Consider the following 21,500-nt stretch of genomic DNA (forward strand, 5'->3'; position numbering starts at 1 on the left):
AATGCGGCTATTTTGCCCTTCGCTCAAGGAAATGAAAGCCTTAATCCTTCAATTCCAGTTGAGTGCGGCGGAAATTGGACTTCCCCGTGAAATCTTCAAACAAGCCTGATATGTCAGCTAGTTCATGTTTTTTAGATATAAACGATGAAAAACATTCTGAAATTGATGAATGCCAAAAAGCCGCACCCGCTTTCGATTGCGGATATTGCGGCGACGTGCAAACTATGGTTTGAGTTTATTCTATAGCATGGATTCTGCGTTTGAGTTTGAGATGGATCAAACGCGTGAGGGAGAGATACCGTGATTAACAGAATTTACGTGGCGCTGGGGGCATTTTTCTGTCTGCTCACGGCTGGCGGCGCCCATGCCGACCAGCCGGTACATTGGCAAATGGGGATGCAGGAAGCTGCCACAATTATTATGCACGACATTCGTGCGTTTGAGCAGTACACCCTGTGGTTCATTGTGCCAGTTACGCTTTTTGTACTTGCGCTGCTGATCCTGGTGGCAATCAAGTTTCGTGCAGCCGCCAATCCGGTTGCATCCAAGACCAGCCATAACACGGCAATTGAGGTCGTCTGGACACTGGCGCCAGTTCTGATCCTGCTGTTCTTGGCTTTCCCGTCTTTCAAGCTGTTGAATGCACAACTTATTCAGCCGGAAAATCCGGACCTGACATTGAAGGCGACTGCAACGCAGTGGCTGTGGAGCTATGAATATGCGGCGGCTGAGGGGGCCGAGCCCGTGTCTTTCGATAGCTACATGCTCAAGGAAGAAGACAGAGACGCCGCCGGCAAGACCGACAAGGCTGTTTATCCGCGCCTTCTGGCTGTCGATAACGAACTGGTCGTTCCGGTTGGCAAGACCGTCCGCCTTCTGGTGACGGCTGCTCCGACAGATGTTATCCATTCATTTGCAATGCCAGCCTTCGGTATCAAGATCGATGCCGTACCGGGCCGTCTGAACGAAACATGGTTCAAGGCTGACCGTGAAGGTCTTTATTATGGCCAATGTTCCGAGCTTTGCGGCAAGGATCATGCTTTCATGCCAATCGCCATACGGGTGGTTTCCGAAGATCAGTACAATAGCTGGCACGCCGCCGCAGGCTCTGACCTGGGCGCAGCCAACAAGGCACTGACTGCTTCTGTCGAGGGTGGGGTACGCACCGTCGAAGTGGCTGGAAACGAAACCAAGTAAAGGTAGGGTGAGGCAAATGGCTGGACATTCCGCACAAGACGACCATCACTCTCATGGTCATTCCGCTCACAACGAGCACGCGCATGACGAACATCATGCACATACACCGGGCTTTTTCGCCCGCTGGTTCCTGTCGACGAACCACAAGGACATCGGCACTCTCTACCTGATTTTCGCGATCATCGCGGGCATCGTCGGTGGCGGCCTTTCGGTTGTCATGCGTATGGAGTTGCAGGAGCCTGGTATTCAGATTTTCCACGGTCTTGCGGCCATGGTTTATGGTTTTGAAGGCGATGCCGCTATCGATGGCGGCAAGCACATGTTCAACGTGTTCACCACTGCACACGCCCTCATCATGATCTTCTTCATGGTGATGCCGGCGCTGATCGGTGGTTTTGCCAACTGGATGGTGCCGATCATGATCGGTGCGCCTGACATGGCTTTCCCACGTCTGAACAATATTTCGTTCTGGCTCATCGTTCCGGCATTCATTCTGCTTATCCTGTCGCTTTTCGTGGAAGGACCAGCGGGTGCTTATGGTGTCGGTGGCGGCTGGACGCTTTATCCGCCACTGTCGACAACCGGCATGCCGGGACCGGCGGTTGACCTTGCGATCTTTGCGCTTCACGTTTCAGGCGCGTCTTCGATCCTGGGTGCGATCAACTTCATCACAACCATTCTCAACATGCGTGCGCCGGGCATGACCCTGCACAAGATGCCGCTGTTTGCATGGTCGGTTCTGGTAACCGCGTTCCTGCTCTTGCTCTCCATGCCTGTTCTGGCTGGTGGCATCACCATGCTGCTGACCGACCGTAACTTCGGCACTGCATTCTTCTCGCCGGAAGGCGGCGGTGACCCGATTCTCTACCAGCACCTGTTCTGGTTCTTCGGTCATCCGGAAGTGTACATTCTGATCCTGCCTGCTTTCGGTATTGTCAGCCACATCGTGTCCACCTTCTCGAAGAAGCCGGTATTCGGTTACCTCGGCATGGCTTACGCTATGGTCGCCATCGGCGCCGTCGGCTTCATTGTTTGGGCTCACCACATGTATACGGTTGGCCTGTCGCTGGAAGCACAGCGTTACTTCGTGTTCGCCACGATGGTTATCGCTGTTCCGACCGGTATCAAGATCTTCTCCTGGATTGCAACGATGTGGGGTGGCTCACTCAGCTTCCGCACACCGATGATCTGGGCTATCGGCTTCATCTTCCTGTTCACGGTTGGTGGCGTCACGGGCGTACAGCTCGCCAATGCTGGTCTCGACCGTTCGCTGCATGACACCTATTACGTGGTTGCACACTTCCACTATGTGCTTTCACTGGGTGCGGTGTTTGCGATCTTTGCAGGCTGGTACTACTGGTTCCCGAAGATCACCGGTTACATGTACAGCGAAACCATTGGTAACATTCACTTCTGGGTAATGTTCGTGGGCGTGAACCTGGTGTTCTTCCCGCAGCACTTCCTCGGTCTTGCGGGCATGCCACGTCGTTACATCGACTATCCGGATGCCTATGCCGGCTGGAACATGGTATCGTCCTACGGTTCTTATATTTCCGCAGTGGCTGTTCTCATCTTCCTTTACGGTGTATGGGAAGCCTTGGCGAGGAAGCGTGTTGCGGGTGATAATCCGTGGGGCGAGGGTGCAACCACCCTTGAATGGCAGCTTTCGTCTCCGCCTCCATACCACCAGTGGGAACAGCTTCCGCGCATTCGCTAAGGCGAAATGACGTTGGTACAAGGATATCGCGCCGATGCGCGCGGTATCCTGATTGAATCAGGATTAAGTTTGAAATGACTGTTATCGACAATCACGACGTATTGGATGCGAAAGGCTCTGGTCTGTCAGAAGCCGGTGCTCGTGATTATTTCGAATTGCTCAAGCCACGCGTTATGTCGCTTGTCGTATTCACAGCATTTGCCGGTCTTATCGTGGCGCCAGGCAGCCTTAACCCGGTACTTGGCTTCATTGCCATTCTGTGTGTTGCTGTTGGCGCAGGTGCCTCCGGTGCGCTGAACATGTGGTACGATGCTGATATCGATGCGGTCATGACCCGTACGGCAAATCGTCCGGTGCCTTCCGGTCGCGTTGCGCCCGGCGAAGCTCTGGCATTCGGCCTTACGCTGTCGGCCTTCTCGGTGATGATCCTCGGACTGGCGCTGAACTGGCTTGCTGCAGGCATCCTTGCCTTCACCATCTTCTTCTACGCCGTGGTTTATACCATGTGGCTGAAGCGCTCGACACCGCAGAACATTGTGATCGGTGGGGCGGCCGGTGCTTTCCCGCCAATGATCGGTTGGGCCTGTGTAACCGGCGACGTGACGCTGAACAGCGTTCTCCTGTTCCTTATCATCTTCCTCTGGACGCCTGCGCATTTCTGGGCGCTGGCATTGTTCAAGATGAAAGATTACGGTTCCGTCGGTATCCCGATGATGCCGAATGTGGCGGGCGAAGCTTCTACCAAGAACCAAATGCTAGCATATACTTTGCTGACCTCTGCGGTCGCTGTCGCGCCATCATTTACCGGTCTTGCGGGCGTTGGCTACGGCATTTTTGCGGCCGTACTCAGTGTGATCTTCATCTATTTCTCCCTGACCGTGCTGCGCATGCCGGACGGAGATGAAAAGATGGTTCCTGCGAAAAAGATGTTCGCCTACTCGATCTTTTACCTGTTCGCGATCTTCTCTGGACTTCTGGCCGATCACTTCGTGCCATCATTCCAGACGTTAATGGCGGGGTGGGCCTAATGGAAACAGTAAAACCAAGCGAAGCAGAAAAGAAATCAAGACGTGGAAGAAACATCGCGCTCGGCCTCGTATTGGCGGCGTTGGTGGTCCTTTTCTACGTCATTACGATCATCAAGATAGGATCGCACTAGAGCATGTCGCGCAATAGTGCGCTGCAGTCACTTCTAACGCGACAATGCGGAGAGAAATGGCGGGCAGTGCAGAGATTGCATCTTAAAGATCGTTACACGCCCCGGGTTTTTCGAAGCGCGTAACGAAAGAAGGGAGGAGGAGCGAAATGACAACGGCAAATGTAGGACCTGCAAAACGCACAGGGAACGGCACAATTCTGGTGCTGTGCCTGGTATTCGTTTGTGGCATGGTCGGCATGGCCTATGCCGCCGTCCCCCTCTATCGCCTTTTCTGTCAGGTCACCGGTTATAACGGCACCACGCAACGCGTTGAGCAGTACTCCGAGACCATTCTTGATCGCACCGTAAAGGTGACGTTCGATTCCAACACATCCAATGGTCTGAACTGGGACTTCCGCCCGGCACAACGTTCAATCGATCCCAAGATCGGTGAGACGGTCGAGGTCCGCTTCAAGGCGACCAACCGGTCTTCGGTGCCTACCACGGGCACAGCTGTCTTTAACGTGACGCCGATGGAAGCGGGCGCCTATTTCAACAAGGTTGAATGCTTCTGCTTTACGGAAACCACCTTGCAGCCAGGCGAAACGCTGGAAATGCCGGTGGTGTTTTTTGTCGATCCAGATATCGTCAAGACGCGCGAAACAAAAGACATACACACAATGACTTTGTCCTATACCTTTTATCCGTCGAAAACGGACAAGCCGGTGGCAGCGCTACCGGTAAAAACAGAAGGTCAGGAACAGAAACTTTGAGAGAGGGAATCGCACGCTCTGATCGGGAGGGTGTGATTTTGGGAAAGCAGTCAATTCGGGGAATTGTCGGATATGGCAGACACGCACGAAAAGAAACATGACTACCACATTATAGATCCAAGCCCCTGGCCACTACTGGCTGCTGTTGGTGCATTTGTGCTGACCTTTGGTGGCGTCTGTTATATGCGCTACCTCTCGGGTAGCTCGATGAAGCTGTTTGGTCTGGAAATGGCCAATCCTTGGCTGTTCTACATCGGCCTCGTGCTGGTGCTTTACGTCATGTATGCCTGGTGGGCAGACACCGTGAAGGAAGCGCATGAAGGGCACCACACTCGTGTTGTGTCGCTGCATCTTCGTTACGGCATGATCATGTTCATTGCCTCGGAAGTCATGTTCTTCGTGGCATGGTTCTGGGCTTACTTCGACGCCAGCCTCTATCCGCATGAGGCAATTCAGGCCTCGCGCCTTGAATATACAGGCGGTCAATGGCCACCCAAGGGCATCGAAGTGATCGATCCATGGCACCTGCCACTGTACAACACCGTGATCCTGCTGTTGTCGGGTACCTGCGTTACCTGGGCACACCATGCCATCCTGCACAATGATCGCAAGGGGCTGATCAACGGTCTGGCGCTTACGGTTGCTCTTGGCGTCTTGTTCTCGTCCGTGCAGGTCTATGAATACATGCACGCGCCGTTCGACTTCAAGAACTCTATCTATGGCGCCACATTCTTCATGGCGACCGGCTTCCACGGCTTCCACGTTTTTGTCGGTACCGTGTTTCTACTGGTCTGCATGTTCCGTGCTCTAGCCGGGGACTTTACGGCGAAACAACACTTTGGTCTCGAAGCGGCCGCCTGGTACTGGCACTTCGTTGACGTGGTTTGGCTGTTCCTGTTCTTCGCAATCTATATCTGGGGCGGTTGGGGCGCACCGGTTCACGGTTGATCGCCAAACAACAGACAATGTCGGGCGGCAGCAATGCCGCCCTTTCTTTTTGCCTGCCCTGAAGCATGTTGCCGTTAAACATGTTTTAGTGCGGGAATACGTGGAGACAGAGGAAAAGCCATGCAGGATGACAGCGCCCTTTATCCACCGGTTGATCCGGTTAAGTGTGGCTTGAAGGGGCATTGCCCGCGCTGCGGGCAGGGGAAACTGTTTGATGGTCTTCTCAAGGTAAAACCAGAGTGTTCAGCCTGCGGGCTTGACTATTCTTTTGCCGATGCGGGTGATGGGCCGGCCGTGTTTGTCATGCTGATCGTCGGTTTCCTGATTGTCGGTCTGGCGCTCTGGCTTGAGACTACCTTTGAACCGCCCGTCTGGGTTCACGCCCTGATATGGTTGCCACTGACGGTCATTGTGTCCCTTACCCTGTTGCGTGTTCTGAAAGGCATCATGATTGCCCTGCAATATAGAAACAACGCCAGCGAAGGCCGCATCGATCGTGGCTGACATCAACATGACAACAGTTGGAAGAACACGGAAACTGGTCGCTGGCTTGAGCGCCTTGGTCGCTCTGGCAATCCTGTTGGGGCTTGGTACGTGGCAGGTACAACGCCTGCACTGGAAAGAGACGCTGCTGCAGGACATCGAAACCCGCCGCACCTCCGAGCCGCTGACGCTTGCACAAGCCGAGCAAATGCTCGGCAAACAACCACTGGAATATCGCCGGGTGAAGGTTCAGGGTTTGTTTGACAATACCCGTGAACGTCACTTCTTTGCCACCCATCGTGGGCAGACCGGGTATTATATCTACACGCCGTTGCGACTGGAGGATGATCGCTTCGTTTTTATCAACCGTGGTTTCGTGCCCTATGAGTTGAAGGAGCCGGCAACACGGCTCGCCGGAGAAATAATGAGCGGCCCTGTCGTTATTGAAGGACTGCTGCGTGAGAAGCTCACGGAAAAGCCTTCCTCGATGGTTCCGGAAAACGATCTCGCCAAGAATATCTTCTACTGGAAAGATTTTGACGCAATGGTGAACAGTGCCGGTCTTGATCCGGCCACGGTCGTGGGCTTTTTTGTCGACGCCAACGATGCGCCGAACCCCGGTGGATGGCCGCAAGGTGGCGTAACGCTCATCGATTTGCCAAACAATCATCTGCAATATGCGATAACATGGTACGGACTTGCCGCTGCCCTTGTCATCGTCGCCGGATTTGCCTATTTCCGGGGAACTAAAGGTAAAACCGGGTAGCAACTTTACCGGCTCGCCAAGGAGAAGGAATGAACACCATCGTTTCCAAGTCGCCCCTGACGATTCGGCTCTGTGGGCCGCGCGGTTTTTGTGCAGGCGTGGACCGGGCCATTCAGATCGTCGTTCTGGCGCTGAAAGCCTATGGTGCTCCCGTTTATGTCCGCCACGAAATCGTTCACAACCGTTACGTGGTTGAGGGGCTCGAGGCCAAGGGCGCGATCTTTGTCGAGGAACTGAACGAGATTCCACCTGAACACCGTGAGCAACCGGTGGTGTTTTCGGCCCATGGTGTGCCGAAGTCGGTGCCTGAAGATGCGCAGGCCCGTAACCTGTTCTATCTCGATGCAACATGCCCGCTGGTTTCCAAGGTGCACAAGCAGGCCATGCGCCACCAGCGTTTGGGTCGCCACGTCGTGTTGATTGGCCATGCCGGTCACCCGGAGGTCATCGGCACCATGGGTCAATTGCCTGATGGTACCGTCTCGCTTGTCGAAACCATTGAGGATGCAGCGGTCTATGAACCGGCTGATGCCGAAAATCTCGGGTTTGTCACGCAGACCACTCTTTCGGTGGATGATACGGCTGGCGTTATTGCCAAGCTGCAGGAACGTTTCCCGTCCATCCAGTCGCCTGCGGCTGACAGTATTTGTTACGCAACGACCAATCGCCAGGAAGCCGTCAAGCAGGCTGCTCCCGGTTGTGATCTGTTCATCGTGGTCGGCGCACCCAACTCTTCCAATTCCAAGCGCCTCGTTGAAGTGGCCTTGAGGGCAGGGGCAACGCGCTCCGTTCTGGTGCAGCGCGCTTCTGAGATCGACTGGGATGTAATTGGAGATATCCGTACGGTTGGCCTGTCGGCGGGCGCCTCGGCCCCGGAAGTGATTGTTGACGAGATTATCAGCGCATTCCGCGAGCGTTACGACACAACACTGGATCTGGCTGTGACGGTTGAAGAAACCGAGCATTTCCTTGTCAACAGAGAGCTGCGCAGCATTGAATTGACCACTGCCGATATGGCATTCGTAAATGGCGATTCACGCGACATCATGCCTGCAAAATCCATCTTTGCTGCAAACCTCTGATATTTAAGAGACTTCAAATTGGCAGTTTACACCGATATTACCGAAGACGACCTCAAGAGCTTTCTGGAAGCCTATGATGCAGGGGAATTGACCTCCTACAAAGGCATTGCCGAAGGTGTAGAGAACACCAATTTTCTGCTTCACACCACCAAGTCGCCGCTGATCTTGACGTTGTATGAAAAGCGGGTGGAAAAGTCGGACCTGCCGTTTTTCCTTGGCCTCATGCACCATCTGGCAGACAAGGGACTTTCCTGCCCTCTGCCGCTGCCCCGCAAGGATGGCGAGTTGCTGGGTGAGCTTTCAGGCCGCCCGGCCGCCCTGATCTCCTTCCTTGAAGGCATGTGGCTGCGCAAGCCGGAAGCCAAGCATTGCCGCGAAGTCGGCAAGGCTCTGGCCGCCATGCACCTTGCGGGCGAAGGTTTTGAGATCAAGCGACCCAACGCGCTGTCCGTTGAAGGCTGGAAAGTTCTCTGGGAAAAATCCCGTGAACGCGCTGACGAAGTTGAAAAAGGCCTGCAGCAGGAAATTCAGCCGGAAATCGATTTTCTGGCAGCCAACTGGCCTAAGGATCTGCCGGCTGGCGTCATTCACGCCGATCTTTTTCAGGACAATGTGTTCTTCCTGGGCGACGAACTGTCTGGCCTGATCGACTTCTATTTCGCCTGCAATGACTTCCTCGCTTATGACGTTTCCATCTGCCTCAACGCTTGGTGCTTTGAAAAGGATGGTGCCTATAACGTCACTAAGGGAAAGGCGTTGCTGGAGGGGTACCAGTCCGTACGTCCACTGAACGCTGAAGAGTTGAACGCACTGCCGTTGCTGGCGCGTGGTTCTGCACTTCGCTTCTTCCTGACCCGCCTCTACGACTGGCTGACAACGCCAGAAGGGGCATTGGTGGTCAAGAAAGACCCGATTGAATATCTGCGCAAGCTGCGCTTCCACCGGTCCATCAACGACGTGGCCGAGTACGGATTGGCCAGCGAATGAAACATGTCGATATTTTTACCGATGGCGCCTGTTCGGGAAATCCAGGACCGGGTGGCTGGGGCGCTGTTTTGCGTTATGGCGAAATCGAAAAGGACATGTGTGGCGGTGAGGCGGAAACGACCAACAACCGCATGGAGCTGATGGCGGCAATTCAGGCGCTTAACGCCCTGAAATCCCCCTGCGAAGTCGATCTCTATACCGACAGCTCTTACGTTAAGGACGGTATTACCAAATGGATTTTCGGCTGGAAGAAAAAAGGCTGGAAAACCGCCGACAATAAGCCAGTGAAAAATGTCGAGCTATGGCAGGCACTTGAAGAAGCGCGTGACCGGCATAAGGTGACGCTGCACTGGGTCAAAGGTCATGCCGGACACCCGGAAAACGAACGTGCCGACGAACTGGCGCGCAAGGGTATGGAGCCGTTCAAGACACGGTGACGCCAATCGGCGTCTGATTTAACCTTGCCAAAGCCTCATCTCTACCTATCTTGTCGTCAAATAACAGGAGAGGTCATTTATGATTCAACATTGCGTGTTTCTGCGTTTGAAAGCCTCGACCACGGCTGATCAAAAGCAGGCAATTTATGATGCCATTGCGGCCTTGAAAGATGTTGTCCCCGGAATTACCGATATCAAGTTCGGACAAAATGTATCGCCGGAAGGCTTGAATGGCGGTTTTCTGGACGGGTTTATCGTGACACTGGAAAGCATTGAAGCCCGTGATGCGTACCTCACCCATCCGCAGCACGTTGAGGTCGGCGATGAGATCATCACATTGACCGATGGCGGACTGGCGGGAATTCTCGTCTTTGACATGCTGATCTGAGCGGCACGCGCGCCTGCTGCGCGATATCGCATCGTACAACAAAAAGGGCACCTTCCAGCTGGAATGTGCCCTGATTTTTTTGACTGTCTTCAGATCAAAGCTGTTCGATCATCGTCGCCGCGGAGGAAACCGTGGCCTGGCCTGGGTTTTCCTCGACGTTCAGAGACTTCACGACGCCATCATCGACCACCATGGAGTAGCGCTTGGAGCGAACGCCAAGGCCGCCACCCGACAGATCTGCATCCAGACCGAGTGCCTTTGTGAAAGAAGCATCCCAGTCAGCCAGGAAGTGGATCTTGCCAAGGCCGCCAGAAGACTGCGCCCACGCACCCATGACGTGCCAATCATTGACGGCAACGACGGCAATATCGTCAACGCCGCGTGCGAGAATGGCATCGCGGTTTTCAAGATAGCCGGGAAGGTGGTTGAGAGAACAGGTTGGCGTAAACGCGCCCGGAACGGCGAAAACAACAACCTTCTTACCCTTGAAAAGGTCTTCTGTGGTGGTTTCTACCGCGCCATCCGCTGTTTTTTCCTTGAAGGTGGCCGAAGGCAGCTTGTCACCAATTGCAATGGTCATTGAATGCTCCTGTTGAATAAATGGAAATGACTAAAAGGTTTTCCGCGGGGCACCGTAGAGGCTAAATCGGTCTGTGAAAAATGAATTTTGTTAAAACTGAAGCGGGCTTTCGATTGCCTTGCCACCGGCCTTTATCAGAACACGCCAATTGCTACCCGGCATGCTGAAGCGTTTGGGCAGTCCACTCACATCCATATCAAAAACGGCGTGTCGTCCCGTTTTCTTGATATTGGAGGGGCTGGAGAATGCGTAGCCATTCGGCCCTGTCAGATAGACCTCGAATGTCTCGCCAGCACCCTCGGGTAGCAGGACGTCGAAAGCGACCGTATTGTCGTGTTTGTGGGCGTAGGATACGACCTTGAAGTTGTCGTCGGGTTGCAGAGGCAGCTTTTTGTATGCGGTTTCAATGATCTGGCGTTCATCCAAGGTTGCTTTGGAAGACTTACCTGCGGTGATTTCGAACTCCGCCTGAAACGGTATGCAGATATTCTGGCAGACGCCGATAAAAGCAGACAGCTTGGCAGAGATTTCTTTCGAGGGGTCGAACGCGCCAAGTTTGAAGGGCAACAACACGGACTGATCATAGCCGATATCGCGCATCTCGCCGTTCATGATGAGTTTCGGAACAGGAAAAACAAGCGATTGAACAGTGACACCACCGCCCGGTGAACTGGCTTCAATATGCGGCGGAATACCTGCTTCGCCCGGTTCACGCCAATAGGTGATCCATCCCTGCTTGAGTTCGATTTCCAGTCCGGCTTGAAGCATGCCATTTTGGTCGACATCCAGTGTCACCACACGCATGCGGCCGCCTTCGCTTTCCGCCCATTCGGTGACAGTGGCGTTGCTGGACGTTGCTGTTCCAAGGACGCTGAGGCTGGCAAATATGGACAGGGCTTGAAGTGATCTGGAAATACGCATGGGTTCTGATTTACTCCAGCCGCCAGCGCTCTGCCACTTCATATAAAAAAAATTCAATCATTTTCAGTTGATTGATTGGCCACAATGCCGCATCCTGAATGAATTGGGCAAAGGGCAGGGCCGACAGTTTCCAAAGATCCGGAGGTGAATATGAAGTTTTCAACTCTCATGGACAAGCGAGAACGGGGCTTTCTGGATGGACAATTTCTCATTGCCATGCCAGCGATGAACGACGGCAATTTTGCCCGTTCAGTGATTTACATTTGTGCGCATTCCTCAGCTGGTGCCATGGGTTTCATCATTAACCGGCCACAGCAGATAACCTTTACTGACGTGTTGCTGCATTTGAACCTTATGGACAGCAACGACGCTATCATGCTCCCAAACCACACGCGGGAATTCCCGATCCAATGCGGTGGTCCGGTAGAAAGCGGCCGCGGCTTTGTTTTGCATTCCGATGACTATTCCAGTGAGTCCAGCATTCCGGTGAGCGACGAAATTTCGCTGACAGCAACGCTGGATATCGTGCGCGCCATTTCCAATGGCCGTGGACCGGATCGTGCGACGATGTTGCTTGGGTATGCTGGTTGGGGACCGGGGCAACTGGAGGAAGAAATCGTCCAGAATGGTTGGCTCAACTGCGAGGCGAATGAAGGTATGATTTTTGACCGCTCGCTCGATAACAAGTACCAGCGTGCGCTTTCATTGATGGGCATTGAGCTTTCTGCATTGTCGACCACGGCCGGGCACGCCTGACGACTCAAAAATAATTCGAAAGCGTTTGGAACCAGCATGAGCCGCTGACGTTTTCTCCACGCTGCCGCTACAGACGGCAGAAAAGTTTAAAGGAGAAGTCCAATGGGTAGCATGTCGGATAAGGTTGCTGGTAAGGCAAATGAAGTCGCAGGCAAGGTGAAGCAGGGCGTGGGCAAGGCAACTGGCAATGACCAGATGCGTGCTGAAGGTGCTGTTCAGGAAACCAAAGGTAAGGTCCAGACAGCAACCGGCAAAGCCAAAGATACCGTGAAGAATGTAGTCGACCGCATGTAAACACCCCATGCTTGACTTGTCGTCTGACCGGCAAAGCAACGTTAAGTGCAGGTAACCTTTTACCTGCACTTTTATTTTGTTTCATTGATGCGACTGCGGGGTTGAAATGAGACTTTTTACATGCGCGACGTGCGGCCAATCCATTCATTTCGATAATAGATATTGCGTGAAATGCGGAAGCCGTCTGGCTTTCATTCCAGACATGGTTGCGCTGGAAGCGTTGCAGCCAGCCGGTGAACCGCTTTGGAGCTTGGTGTCATCTCCTGAGCGACAAGTTCGTTTCTGCGCCAACGAGGTTCACGACATCTGTAACTGGGCGATCCCTGCCGAGCAGGACGGTGAGTTTTGTGAAGTCTGTAAACACAACAGACTGGTGCCCGATGCTTCGACCGCGGTTGGTCTTGAGCGCTGGAGACGTATTAGCCAAGCGCAGCGCCACCTGTTCTATTCGCTTTTACGGTTGAGATTGCCTGTGCCTGACCGCCTACAAGACCCGCAGAGCGGGCTGGTGTTTGATTTCCTGGTGGACGAGGTAACGCCGGATGGCAATATCATTCCCGCCATGACCGGCCATGAGGAAGGGTTGATCGCCATCCGTGCCGCTGAAGCGGATGACGCGACACGCGAGCAAGTTCGCAGCAACATGAATGAGCCCTATCGCACCATGCTCGGGCACTTCAGGCACGAGACAGGGCACTTCATTTGGAACAAGCTGGTACGTGATGCAAATCGGTTCGAAGCATTCCGCGCCGTGTTTGGCGACGAAACGCAAGACTACGCCGAAGCGCTCGAGCGCAATTACCAGAGTGGACCGCCCGAAGGTTGGCAGGAAAATTACATCAGTACCTATGCCGCCAGCCATCCCTGGGAAGACTTTGCCGAATGTTTTGCCCATTACCTGCATATCATCGATACACTGGAGACGGCTGGGTCTTTCGGCATGGCGATCGAACCTGAAGGTCACAAGGAGATGGCCGCAGAAGTTGAGTTTGATCCGTATAAAGCCCGCAGTGCAGAACAGCTCGTATCCGTCTGGGTGCCGCTCAGCGTGGCGATGAACTCCATCCACCGCAGCATGGGGCAGGGAGATCTCTATCCATTTGTCGTTACACCGGTTGTTACCGCCAAGCTCCAGTTCATTCACGAACTGGTGCATGGCGATATTTCAACGGATCAGGCGCGTTTGGCTGGCTGAAAACGCTCGCGCAACAGCTTGAGTGAAGCGTCTGCATTTTCCGGTGTGCCGAAAATGAAGCTCTGGCCGTAATGGCAGTTCATGCGTGCCAGTTCGGCTGCGTCTTCTGGCGTTTCGATGCCTTCGGCCACCACATGCATTTCCAGGGCACGGGCCATCGCGATCACCGACATAAGCAGGATATTGCGCTTCTCTGTAGAATTGGCGACCAGCGCCTTGTCCAGCTTGATCGTATCGAATGGAAAGCGGGTCAGATAGGCAAGCGATGAATAACCGGTCCCGAAGTCATCAAGGGCAAGGCTCAAACCTGTGTCCTTGAGCTTGTTGAGGACAAGCCGTGCCTGCTCGGGGTTTTCCATCACGATGGATTCGGTCAGTTCCAGCTTCAACTGCTTGGGATTGCAGTGTGTGCGTGCCAGCATGCTGCGAACATCGTTGTAAAGTTCGTTGTTTAGCAACTGGGCGCTGGAGATGTTGACGGAAACAAAGATCGGCAATTTGTCGATCGCCTGTTGCCATTCCACGAGGTTGGTCGCAGCGCGCTCAAGTGCAAACATCCCGAGCTGTTCGATCAGGCCTGAGGCCTCTGCAATAGGAATGAACTCACTGGGTGGAATATTGCCGCGCTTGGGATGCTCCCAGCGCATGAGAGCCTCGAAGCCTGCAATATCGCCATTATCAAGCCGGATGATGGGCTGATAGGCGAGGTAAAGCTCCTTTCGCTCCAATGCTCGGCGCAGGTCGCTTTCCAGCTGCAAACGGTCTGTACCGGAACTGCGGAACGCCGGACGGAACGGTTCGACACGGTTGCCGCCAGACCGTTTTGCACGGTACATGGCAAGTTCGGCGTCGCTGAGCAGTCCGGCTGCACTGTCCTGCTGATCTATCCAGGAAACCAGACCAACCGATGCCGTCAGGATGATTTCACGTCCGGCAAAGTTGATCGGCACCATGATCGCCTTGTTCACCGCATCGGCAAAATCAGCAATACGGGCCGGATCTCGTTCGGAAACGAGGATAAGGCCAAATTCATCACCACCCAGGCGGGCGAGCGTATCCTGCGGTTTAAGCAGGCGGCGCAGGCGGCGGGTCAGTGCAATTAGGATATTGTCGCCGGCGGCAATGCCCAGCGTATCGTTGACCAGCTTGTAGCGGTCGATATCGATGGCAAGAACCGTCGGGCGGACACTGTCGCCGTCAGCGGTCAGGTTAAGGATCGATTGCAAACGATCAAGGAAAACCTGACGGTTCGGTAGGCCGGTTAGATTATCGGTGAGCGCATCCTGCAAGAGGCGCTCCACCGAGTTTTTCTGCTCGGTAATGTCAGTAATCGTTCCCACGCAGCGAATGATTTCACCGTTGGAGCCGAGAACCGGCCGAGCCCGAATCTGCAGCCAATGGAAATGACCATCTTCGGCGCGAATGCGGAATTCATGGTTGAAACGACCCTTACGGTGGTCGAGTAGCACGTCTAGCGTCGCCTTAAACCGGTCTCGGTCGTCGGGATGAAGGCGTGGCAACCAGTTGCGCGCTGCGCCATGCATGCTGCCGGGATGAAGACCCAGCTTGAGGGAAATGTCTGGCGTGGTCACGATGCGGTCACGGGTAACATCCCAGTCCCAAACGGTGTCGCCGCTGCCGGTTAGGGCAAGTGACTGGCGCTCGAGGTCTGAAAACAGGCCTTGCTGGTAGGCGCTGCCAGCAAAGGCATGCTGGATGACTGTAAAGCCGATCAACAGCACGATCAGGACAAGACCACCACCCAGCGCCGGCTGGATAATGTCATTGTCCAGTTGACCGGTAACGGTCAGCCAGCTGCCGAAAAGCCATGCAAGGATCAACGCCCATGAAGGCACCAGCAAAATGGCGCGGTCATAGCGGTTGAAGCCGAGATAAATGATCAGGGCAATACCGACGACACCGGTCAGGGCAAAGGAAATACGGGCGATACCCGACGCCACCGACGGGTCATAGATCGCAACGCCGAACAGAAGTGCCAGACCGACAACCCAAGCGAATGTCGCATAACCAAGATGGGCGTGCCACCGGTTGAGGTTGAGGTAGGTAAACAGGAAGATTACAAGGCTGGATGCGAGAGCGACCTCCGCCCCCGCGCGCCATATTCGCTGATCGCTTGAGGTCACGCTGATCAGCTTCTCAAGGAAACCGAAATCCACGCAGATATAGGCAAGAACAGCCCAGGCAAGGGCAGCCGAAGCTGGCAAAACCGATGTGCCCTTGACCACGAACAGAATGGTCAGCAGCACCGCCAACAGGCCGGCAATGCCAAGCACGATACCGCGGTAGAGTGTAAAGGCGTTGACGGTGTCCTTGTAGGCTTCCGGTTCCCACAGATAAATCTGTGGCAGTTGCGGCGTGGAAAGCTCGGCAACGAAGGTAATGACAGAACCGGGGTTCAGGGTGATGCGGAAAACGTCGGCATCCGGGCTTGGCTGACGGTCCAGCGCAAAACCTTCACTGGGGGTGATAGCGATGATGCGCTGAGAACCAAGATCCGGCCAGAATACCTTGGAATTCACCAGACGGAAATGCGGGGCAACGATAACGCGCTCAAGCTGCTCTTCGGACACGTTGGCGAGCGCAAAAACTGCCCAGTCACCCTGGTGGGCAGGAGAGCTGGCACGCACCTCGATACGGCGGCGAATACCATCGGGTCCCGGTGCGGTGGATACCTGAAAGGCTTCACCCTGATTGACATGAATATCGGTCGTGGCGGTCAGGTCCAGCGCGGTGGCATCGCGCGAAATCTTCACCGGCTCAAAGGCAGCAGCAGTCGTTGCGAAACCGGCCAGCGCCAGTAGGGCCGAAAAAAAGATGGCGATTGCTGCGATCAGCCGTGAAACTCGAAATTTTGAATACATGCCAGCCATAATCAGTCCGGTTTCCTACTGTCATGGCGACCATCAGCGATTAAGGAGAACATGGCATGATCGCGCCACTCACCATTGATCTTGAGATATTCTCGCAAGAGACCTTCCCGCTGAAAGCCGGCATTTTCGAGCAACCGGATGCTTTTGAAGTTATCTGGAATACAGGCTGCCTCAATTCGGTGCAACTGTAGCCCATTGAAGATGTAGGGTATTACCAGTCTTAATGCGGCAGACATATGACCTTGTGCCGCATATCGTTCGCCCATCCAGTATCCGATCATGCAGCTTTGCGCTGCACCTCTGCGTATGTAGCCGATTGTAAGACCGCCGAGAAGTAACATTTCGGGCTGTTTGAAAACTAGGAGCGCTACAGCGGTGCCGGAGGAGAATTCCTGGCCGTTGCGGATTACCCGCGTTCTGAAAGAACCTTCTGTTAACTCATCTGGCCGCCAAGTCGGTTCCCACGGTTGCAGAAACCGACGACTTTCAGAGCGTAGCCCGTGCCATTGCCGAAAATCCGAATATTGCGGCAGGCGCAGCAAATAGGACGAATCGCGAATTTCCGGTTTGTCGCCGTTTCGTGAGAAAAAACGCAACATGGCTCGGCTCATTCAATTCCCCGTTACGACCATCGCCTCCTGATCGTTGTCAGGGGCGTCAACCTAGGCATTTGCTTTTTTCTGTAAGTGCTGCGGTGCTGAGAGGGCAGCGGAGATATCGTCCATGGACGCGAGATTTTCCAACGGGCCGATGGCAGACAGTGTCGGAGCCTTGTCGAAGAACAGGCGTCCGGCAAGATCCGTCAATCGCTCGGTGGTGATGTCACGCAGGCGCTGCATCATCTCGTCATTGGGGATGGGCCGACCATAAAGCATCATCTGCCGTGCAATCTGTCCGGCACGGGCGGCAGGGCTTTCCTGACCCATCAGCAACTGCGCACGAATCTGGGCCCGGGCACGCTCGATTTCCTGATTGTGGATTTTATCAGAAGACTTGCGAAGCTCCTCCAGAATAACTGGAACCAGTTCCGGCAGATCGTTTGCGCCTGTTGCTGCGTGGATGCCGAAAATGCCGGTATCGGAAAAGCCCCAGTGGAACGCATAAACCGAATAACACAGACCGCGATATTCGCGCACTTCCTGAAACAGTCGCGAAGACATTCCGCCGCCCAGAATATTGGCGAGAATTTGCGAGCAGTAGAAATCACGGGCGTGGTAGGCTTTGCCTTCAAAACCGAGCAACACCTGCGCATCCATCAGGTCGCGCGTTTCGCGGATTTCACCGCCGGTGTAGATCGCCTTCTGCATGACAGGCAGCGCATTCGGTGTCTGCGGCAGGCTGGAGAAGCGCTGCTCGACCTGCTTGACAAATGTTTCGTGGTCAACGCCACCGGCAGCAACGACGAAAATACGGTCCGTCGTGTAGTTGCGGGAAAGATATGCGCGAATTTGTGAGGTGGTAAACGACTGGACCGTCTCAGGTGTGCCAAGAATTGGCCGGCCGATGGTCTGATCTTTATAGGCAACGCCGGAAAAATTATCGAAGATCACGTCATCGGGAGTGTCGGTGGCAGCGCCGATTTCCTGCAGAATGACGTTTTTCTCGCGCTCCAGCTCGTCTTCCTCAAACGAGGATTCTGTCAGGATATCAGCCAGAATGTCCACTGCGAGCGGGACATCGTCCTTCAGGACGCGGGCGTAATAGGAGGTGGTCTCTGTCGATGTTGCGGCGTTGACTTCACCGCCTACGTTTTCAATCTCTTCCGCAATCTGGCGGGCTGTGCGTCTCGCCGTGCCCTTGAATGCCATGTGCTCAAGAAGGTGAGCAATGCCATGCTCATTATCGGTTTCATTGCGTGAACCCGATTTGATCCAAACCCCGAGGGCCACACTCTCAATGTGTGGCATGCGCTCGGTTACGACCGTCAACCCGGACGCAAGCCGGGTTACTTGAACATTCATTTTAACGTCTTTCCGCGTCTCTATTCCTTGGCGCGCGCATGTTTGCCGATAAAGGTTTCAACGGCTTTAAGGTCGGCCTCAAGAATTTCGAAACGCTCCTCCCGGTTCATAAGATCAGCGAGCCATGATGGAAGGGCCGGATCGATTGCGCAAGCGGATTTTACAGCCGCCGGAAATTTTGCTGGATGAGCAGTGGCCAGCGTAACCATCGGGCTGCGTGGCTTTTCATGCTTTTTCGCCACAAAAACGCCGGTTGCTGTGTGCGGATCCAGCAAATAGCCAGTTTCCTGCAGGGTGTCGCGAATGGTTGCTGCAACCTGCTTTTCGGTTGCACGGCCTGCGCGGAAGTCGCGACGAATAAACTTCATAGCTTCTTCTGGAATTTCAAAAGAGCCGGACTGCTTGAGACCATCCATGGAATTGCGCACGGCACGCGCATCGCGGTCATAGGCTTCAAACAGCAGGCGCTCGAAGTTCGAGGAAATCTGGATATCCATCGAAGGCGAGGTGGTCGCCTTCACGCCACGCATTTCATAACGGCCAGTCTTCAGCGTGCGCGCCAGAATGTCGTTGTCGTTTGTGGCGATGACCAGACGATCGATTGGCAGGCCCATTTTCTTGGCGACGTAGCCTGCGAAAATGTCACCGAAGTTGCCTGTTGGTACGGTGAAGGACACTTTGCGATCCGGAGAGCCCAGCGTCAGTGCCGAAGTGAAATAATAAACCACCTGCGCCATGATGCGCGCCCAGTTAATGGAATTGACGCCGGACAGTTTGACGGTGTCGCGGAACTTGGCGTCATTGAACATTTCTTTGACGAGATTCTGGCAGTCGTCGAAATTGCCGTGAACGGCAATGGCGTGCACGTTCGATGCGGTCGAACTGGTCATCTGGCGCTGCTGCACTGGCGAAACCTTGCCGTGCGGGAAGAGGATGAAGATGTCTGTACGTTCGCGGCCGGCAAACGCGTCGATTGCGGCGCCACCAGTGTCGCCGGATGTGGCGCCAACAATAGTCGCTCTTTGATCGCGCTGCGTAAGGGCGTAATCCATCAGGCGACCGATCAGCTGCATGGCGACGTCCTTGAACGCCAGCGTCGTGCCGTGGAAAAGTTCAAGCACGTAGGAGTTGGGACCGGTCTGCACCAGCGGAGCAACGGCTGGATGTTTGAACGTGGCGTAGGCCTCGTCTATCATCGCGCGGAAATCATCAGCCGGAATTTCGCCGCCTGTAAAACGGTAAAGCACTTCAAAGGCGATTTCCTGATAGGACTTTCCGCGCAGCGCACGAATTTCCTTTTTGCTCATCGACGGCCATTTACGCGGCACATACAGCCCGCCGTCGCGTGCCAGACCGGCAAGCAATACATCGCAAAAACCCAGCGAAGGGGCTTCGCCCCTGGTCGAAACATATTCCACGAGATGGTCCCTTGTCGTAAGCAGTCAGGTCGCCGAAGCAAAACAGATATGGTGGTATTCAGTGATGCTGAGGAAAATTCAAGCAAATCCGAACAGGCCAATCGATTTTTTCCGACGTCGCTGCTATAGACCATCGCCAACTGGCGTGAAAGGCCGTTAAACAGGTTCTCCGGTACACCTCGGAGGCAGTGTAGAGGATTGAACAGAGTGTCAGGTCATATTTTGCGTTTATCCGCCGCCATGTCGCTGCTGGCTATCGTTGCCGGATGCAACTCTTCCAGCCCATCGGAAGCGCTCGGCATCGGCGAAACCGGCGGCAGTGCAACCCCGGCAGCCGCAGCTGTTACGCCGGTTGTGCAGGCAAACTGCCCCAAGGTAACGGTTCTCGATAGCAATGCCGTGCATCGCGTTTATGCGCGCGGCGCCAAGGATAATCCGGAACAACTGGTTTATCAGGCGTCATTGGCTGACAGCACCCGCGCCTGCACGATGAACATGGACACATTGACTGTGAATGTTTTGGTGCAGGGCCGAATCGTTCCCGGTCCACAGGCAAAGCCAGGTGCGGTGACATTGCCAATTCGCGTCTCTGTAAAAGATGGCGACGGTGAAATTTTCTCCGAGGTAACGCAGTTCCCGGTCAATATTGCGGCTGATGGTGGCGCACAGTTCATCTTCAACAATGACCATGTTGCCATTCCAAATGGCCCTGGCGGTGCACCAAAGACTGTAAACGTCTTCGTCGGCTTCGATGATGGTGTGAAAAAGAAGAAGTAACGACTGGCTGGCCCGTCAGCGTAAATCTGCTTTAGTCGGGTGGCAAGGTTTTGAAAAATGGGCGGAAGAACAACGTGTTCCTCCGCCCATTTTCTTTATCAGGAAATGCCGCCCCAATCGGACAGCGCTGCAACGACAGCCGGCAGGTCCATCATGCGGGCGATGACGGTTTCTGCGCCCGCATCGGTCAGCTTGTCAGCGTGGCCTGGGTAGGTGTGCGAGGCGCCGGTAAAGCCGATAACACGCATGCCAGCCGCTTTTGCCGCATGAACGCCGTGAACGGAATCCTCGACAACAACGGTCTTGGATGGCGAGACATTAAACTGGCTGGCGCCGTGCAGGAAAATATCCGGTTTCGGTTTTACCCTGTCCGGACCAAGGTCTTTGGCCGAATAGATATGCGGATCGAAATAAGGCTTCAGGCCGACTTTGGTCAGCATCATGTCCAGACGCTTGCTGCTGGAATTGGAGCAAATGCAGCGCTGCAGCGTCAGGCGCGCCAGCGCAAACTTGACGCCTTCGATGACTTTGACGTCGCGCTGTAGGCGGGCATCCAGCAGCTTTTCCGATTTGTCGAGCAGCGATGCCGACAGCGGTATGCTTGCTTCACGCTCAACAGCCAGCAGAATATTGTGCCATGTCATGCCGGCAAAACGTTCGCCCATCTCTTCCACGGTAATCGGATAGCCTGCATCTGTCAGAAGTGCGGATTCGACCTGCGCGGCAATGATTTCGGAATCGACCAGCACGCCGTCACAGTCAAAAATGATAAGGTCGAAGGCGCTCATCTG

General features: G+C 54.5%; 22 protein-coding genes. 15 read left to right on the plus strand and 7 right to left on the minus strand.

Annotated features, from left to right (window positions below; genetic code table 11):
• Positions 1-300 precede the first annotated feature (300 nt).
• From coxB to IB237_RS03410, 11 genes are all read left to right on the plus strand, one after another.
• On the plus strand, positions 301-1,197 hold the full coding sequence (coxB, locus tag IB237_RS03360; protein WP_371815228.1) for a cytochrome c oxidase subunit II: 897 nt from the start codon (positions 301-303) through the stop codon (positions 1,195-1,197).
• A gap of 16 nt (positions 1,198-1,213) precedes the next feature.
• Complete coding sequence (ctaD, locus tag IB237_RS03365; protein WP_192487173.1) at positions 1,214-2,914, plus strand: cytochrome c oxidase subunit I; 1,701 nt, start codon at positions 1,214-1,216, stop codon at positions 2,912-2,914.
• Between the two features lie 74 nt (positions 2,915-2,988).
• Positions 2,989-3,942 carry a heme o synthase gene (gene cyoE, locus IB237_RS03370; RefSeq protein ID WP_192487174.1) on the plus strand — a complete coding sequence of 318 codons (954 nt, stop codon included), beginning with the start codon at positions 2,989-2,991 and terminating at the stop codon, positions 3,940-3,942.
• Between the two features lie 277 nt (positions 3,943-4,219).
• Complete coding sequence (locus IB237_RS03375; RefSeq protein WP_192487175.1) at positions 4,220-4,825, plus strand: cytochrome c oxidase assembly protein; 606 nt, start codon at positions 4,220-4,222, stop codon at positions 4,823-4,825.
• 72 nt (positions 4,826-4,897) lie between these two features.
• Positions 4,898-5,773 (plus strand): cytochrome c oxidase subunit 3, encoded by an 876-nt coding sequence (locus tag IB237_RS03380; RefSeq protein WP_192487176.1) that lies wholly within the window; start codon positions 4,898-4,900, stop codon positions 5,771-5,773.
• Positions 5,774-5,893: 120 nt separating this feature from the next.
• Positions 5,894-6,277, plus strand: coding sequence for a DUF983 domain-containing protein (locus tag IB237_RS03385; RefSeq protein WP_192487177.1), 384 nt, complete (start codon positions 5,894-5,896; stop codon positions 6,275-6,277).
• Positions 6,278-6,284: 7 nt separating this feature from the next.
• Entirely contained in the window at positions 6,285-7,022 is a 738-nt protein-coding gene (locus IB237_RS03390; protein WP_192487178.1) for an SURF1 family protein, read from the plus strand.
• A 29-nt stretch (positions 7,023-7,051) separates the two neighbouring features.
• A complete protein-coding gene (gene ispH / locus IB237_RS03395) occupies positions 7,052-8,104 on the plus strand; it encodes a 4-hydroxy-3-methylbut-2-enyl diphosphate reductase (RefSeq protein ID WP_192487179.1) in 1,053 nt (350 codons plus the stop codon).
• An 18-nt stretch (positions 8,105-8,122) separates the two neighbouring features.
• On the plus strand, positions 8,123-9,091 hold the full coding sequence (locus IB237_RS03400; protein WP_192487180.1) for a homoserine kinase: 969 nt from the start codon (positions 8,123-8,125) through the stop codon (positions 9,089-9,091).
• On the plus strand, positions 9,088-9,528 hold the full coding sequence (gene rnhA / locus IB237_RS03405; protein WP_192487181.1) for a ribonuclease HI: 441 nt from the start codon (positions 9,088-9,090) through the stop codon (positions 9,526-9,528). The genes IB237_RS03400 and rnhA overlap by 4 nt, the downstream gene beginning before the upstream one ends.
• A gap of 79 nt (positions 9,529-9,607) precedes the next feature.
• Positions 9,608-9,916, plus strand: a complete 309-nt coding sequence (locus IB237_RS03410; protein ID WP_192487182.1) for a Dabb family protein — start codon at positions 9,608-9,610, stop codon at positions 9,914-9,916.
• 94 nt (positions 9,917-10,010) lie between these two features.
• Here the strand turns inward: IB237_RS03410 and IB237_RS03415 are convergent, their stop codons facing one another.
• Both IB237_RS03415 and IB237_RS03420 read right to left on the minus strand, forming a co-directional pair.
• Complete coding sequence (locus IB237_RS03415; protein ID WP_192487183.1) at positions 10,011-10,496, minus strand: peroxiredoxin; 486 nt, start codon at positions 10,494-10,496, stop codon at positions 10,011-10,013.
• Positions 10,497-10,586: 90 nt separating this feature from the next.
• Positions 10,587-11,417 carry a protein-disulfide reductase DsbD domain-containing protein gene (locus IB237_RS03420; protein WP_192487184.1) on the minus strand — a complete coding sequence of 277 codons (831 nt, stop codon included), beginning with the start codon at positions 11,415-11,417 and terminating at the stop codon, positions 10,587-10,589.
• Between the two features lie 150 nt (positions 11,418-11,567).
• On the opposite strand from IB237_RS03420, the gene IB237_RS03425 reads away from it, so the two are divergent.
• From IB237_RS03425 to IB237_RS03435, 3 genes are all read left to right on the plus strand, one after another.
• Positions 11,568-12,173: a YqgE/AlgH family protein gene (locus IB237_RS03425; protein ID WP_192487185.1), complete on the plus strand. Its 606-nt coding sequence runs from the start codon at positions 11,568-11,570 to the stop codon at positions 12,171-12,173.
• Between the two features lie 102 nt (positions 12,174-12,275).
• Positions 12,276-12,467 carry a CsbD family protein gene (locus IB237_RS03430; RefSeq protein WP_192487186.1) on the plus strand — a complete coding sequence of 64 codons (192 nt, stop codon included), beginning with the start codon at positions 12,276-12,278 and terminating at the stop codon, positions 12,465-12,467.
• 106 nt (positions 12,468-12,573) lie between these two features.
• Complete coding sequence (locus tag IB237_RS03435; protein ID WP_192487187.1) at positions 12,574-13,662, plus strand: putative zinc-binding metallopeptidase; 1,089 nt, start codon at positions 12,574-12,576, stop codon at positions 13,660-13,662.
• Here the strand turns inward: IB237_RS03435 and IB237_RS03440 are convergent.
• The 4 genes from IB237_RS03440 to thrC are packed head-to-tail and all read right to left on the minus strand — an operon-like array spanning position 13,641 to position 19,932.
• Positions 13,641-16,553 (minus strand): sensor domain-containing phosphodiesterase, encoded by a 2,913-nt coding sequence (locus tag IB237_RS03440; RefSeq protein WP_192487188.1) that lies wholly within the window; start codon positions 16,551-16,553, stop codon positions 13,641-13,643. The genes IB237_RS03435 and IB237_RS03440 overlap by 22 nt on opposite strands.
• 2 nt (positions 16,554-16,555) lie before the next feature.
• Positions 16,556-17,164 (minus strand): GNAT family N-acetyltransferase, encoded by a 609-nt coding sequence (locus tag IB237_RS03445; protein ID WP_192487189.1) that lies wholly within the window; start codon positions 17,162-17,164, stop codon positions 16,556-16,558.
• Between the two features lie 51 nt (positions 17,165-17,215).
• Entirely contained in the window at positions 17,216-18,514 is a 1,299-nt protein-coding gene (locus tag IB237_RS03450) for a pitrilysin family protein (RefSeq protein ID WP_192487190.1), read from the minus strand.
• A 20-nt stretch (positions 18,515-18,534) separates the two neighbouring features.
• Positions 18,535-19,932, minus strand: coding sequence for a threonine synthase (thrC, locus tag IB237_RS03455; RefSeq protein ID WP_192487191.1), 1,398 nt, complete (start codon positions 19,930-19,932; stop codon positions 18,535-18,537).
• A gap of 240 nt (positions 19,933-20,172) precedes the next feature.
• On the opposite strand from thrC, the gene IB237_RS03460 reads away from it, so the two are divergent.
• Positions 20,173-20,709 carry a PilZ domain-containing protein gene (locus IB237_RS03460; protein ID WP_192487856.1) on the plus strand — a complete coding sequence of 179 codons (537 nt, stop codon included), beginning with the start codon at positions 20,173-20,175 and terminating at the stop codon, positions 20,707-20,709.
• Positions 20,710-20,807: 98 nt separating this feature from the next.
• Here IB237_RS03460 and IB237_RS03465 read toward each other — a convergent pair whose 3' ends face one another.
• Positions 20,808-21,497 carry an HAD family hydrolase gene (locus IB237_RS03465; protein WP_192487192.1) on the minus strand — a complete coding sequence of 230 codons (690 nt, stop codon included), beginning with the start codon at positions 21,495-21,497 and terminating at the stop codon, positions 20,808-20,810.
• Positions 21,498-21,500: the final 3 nt, after the last annotated feature.

The sequence above is a fragment of the Agrobacterium sp. AGB01 genome, assembly GCF_014851585.1.
Taxonomy (GTDB): domain Bacteria; phylum Pseudomonadota; class Alphaproteobacteria; order Rhizobiales; family Rhizobiaceae; genus Agrobacterium.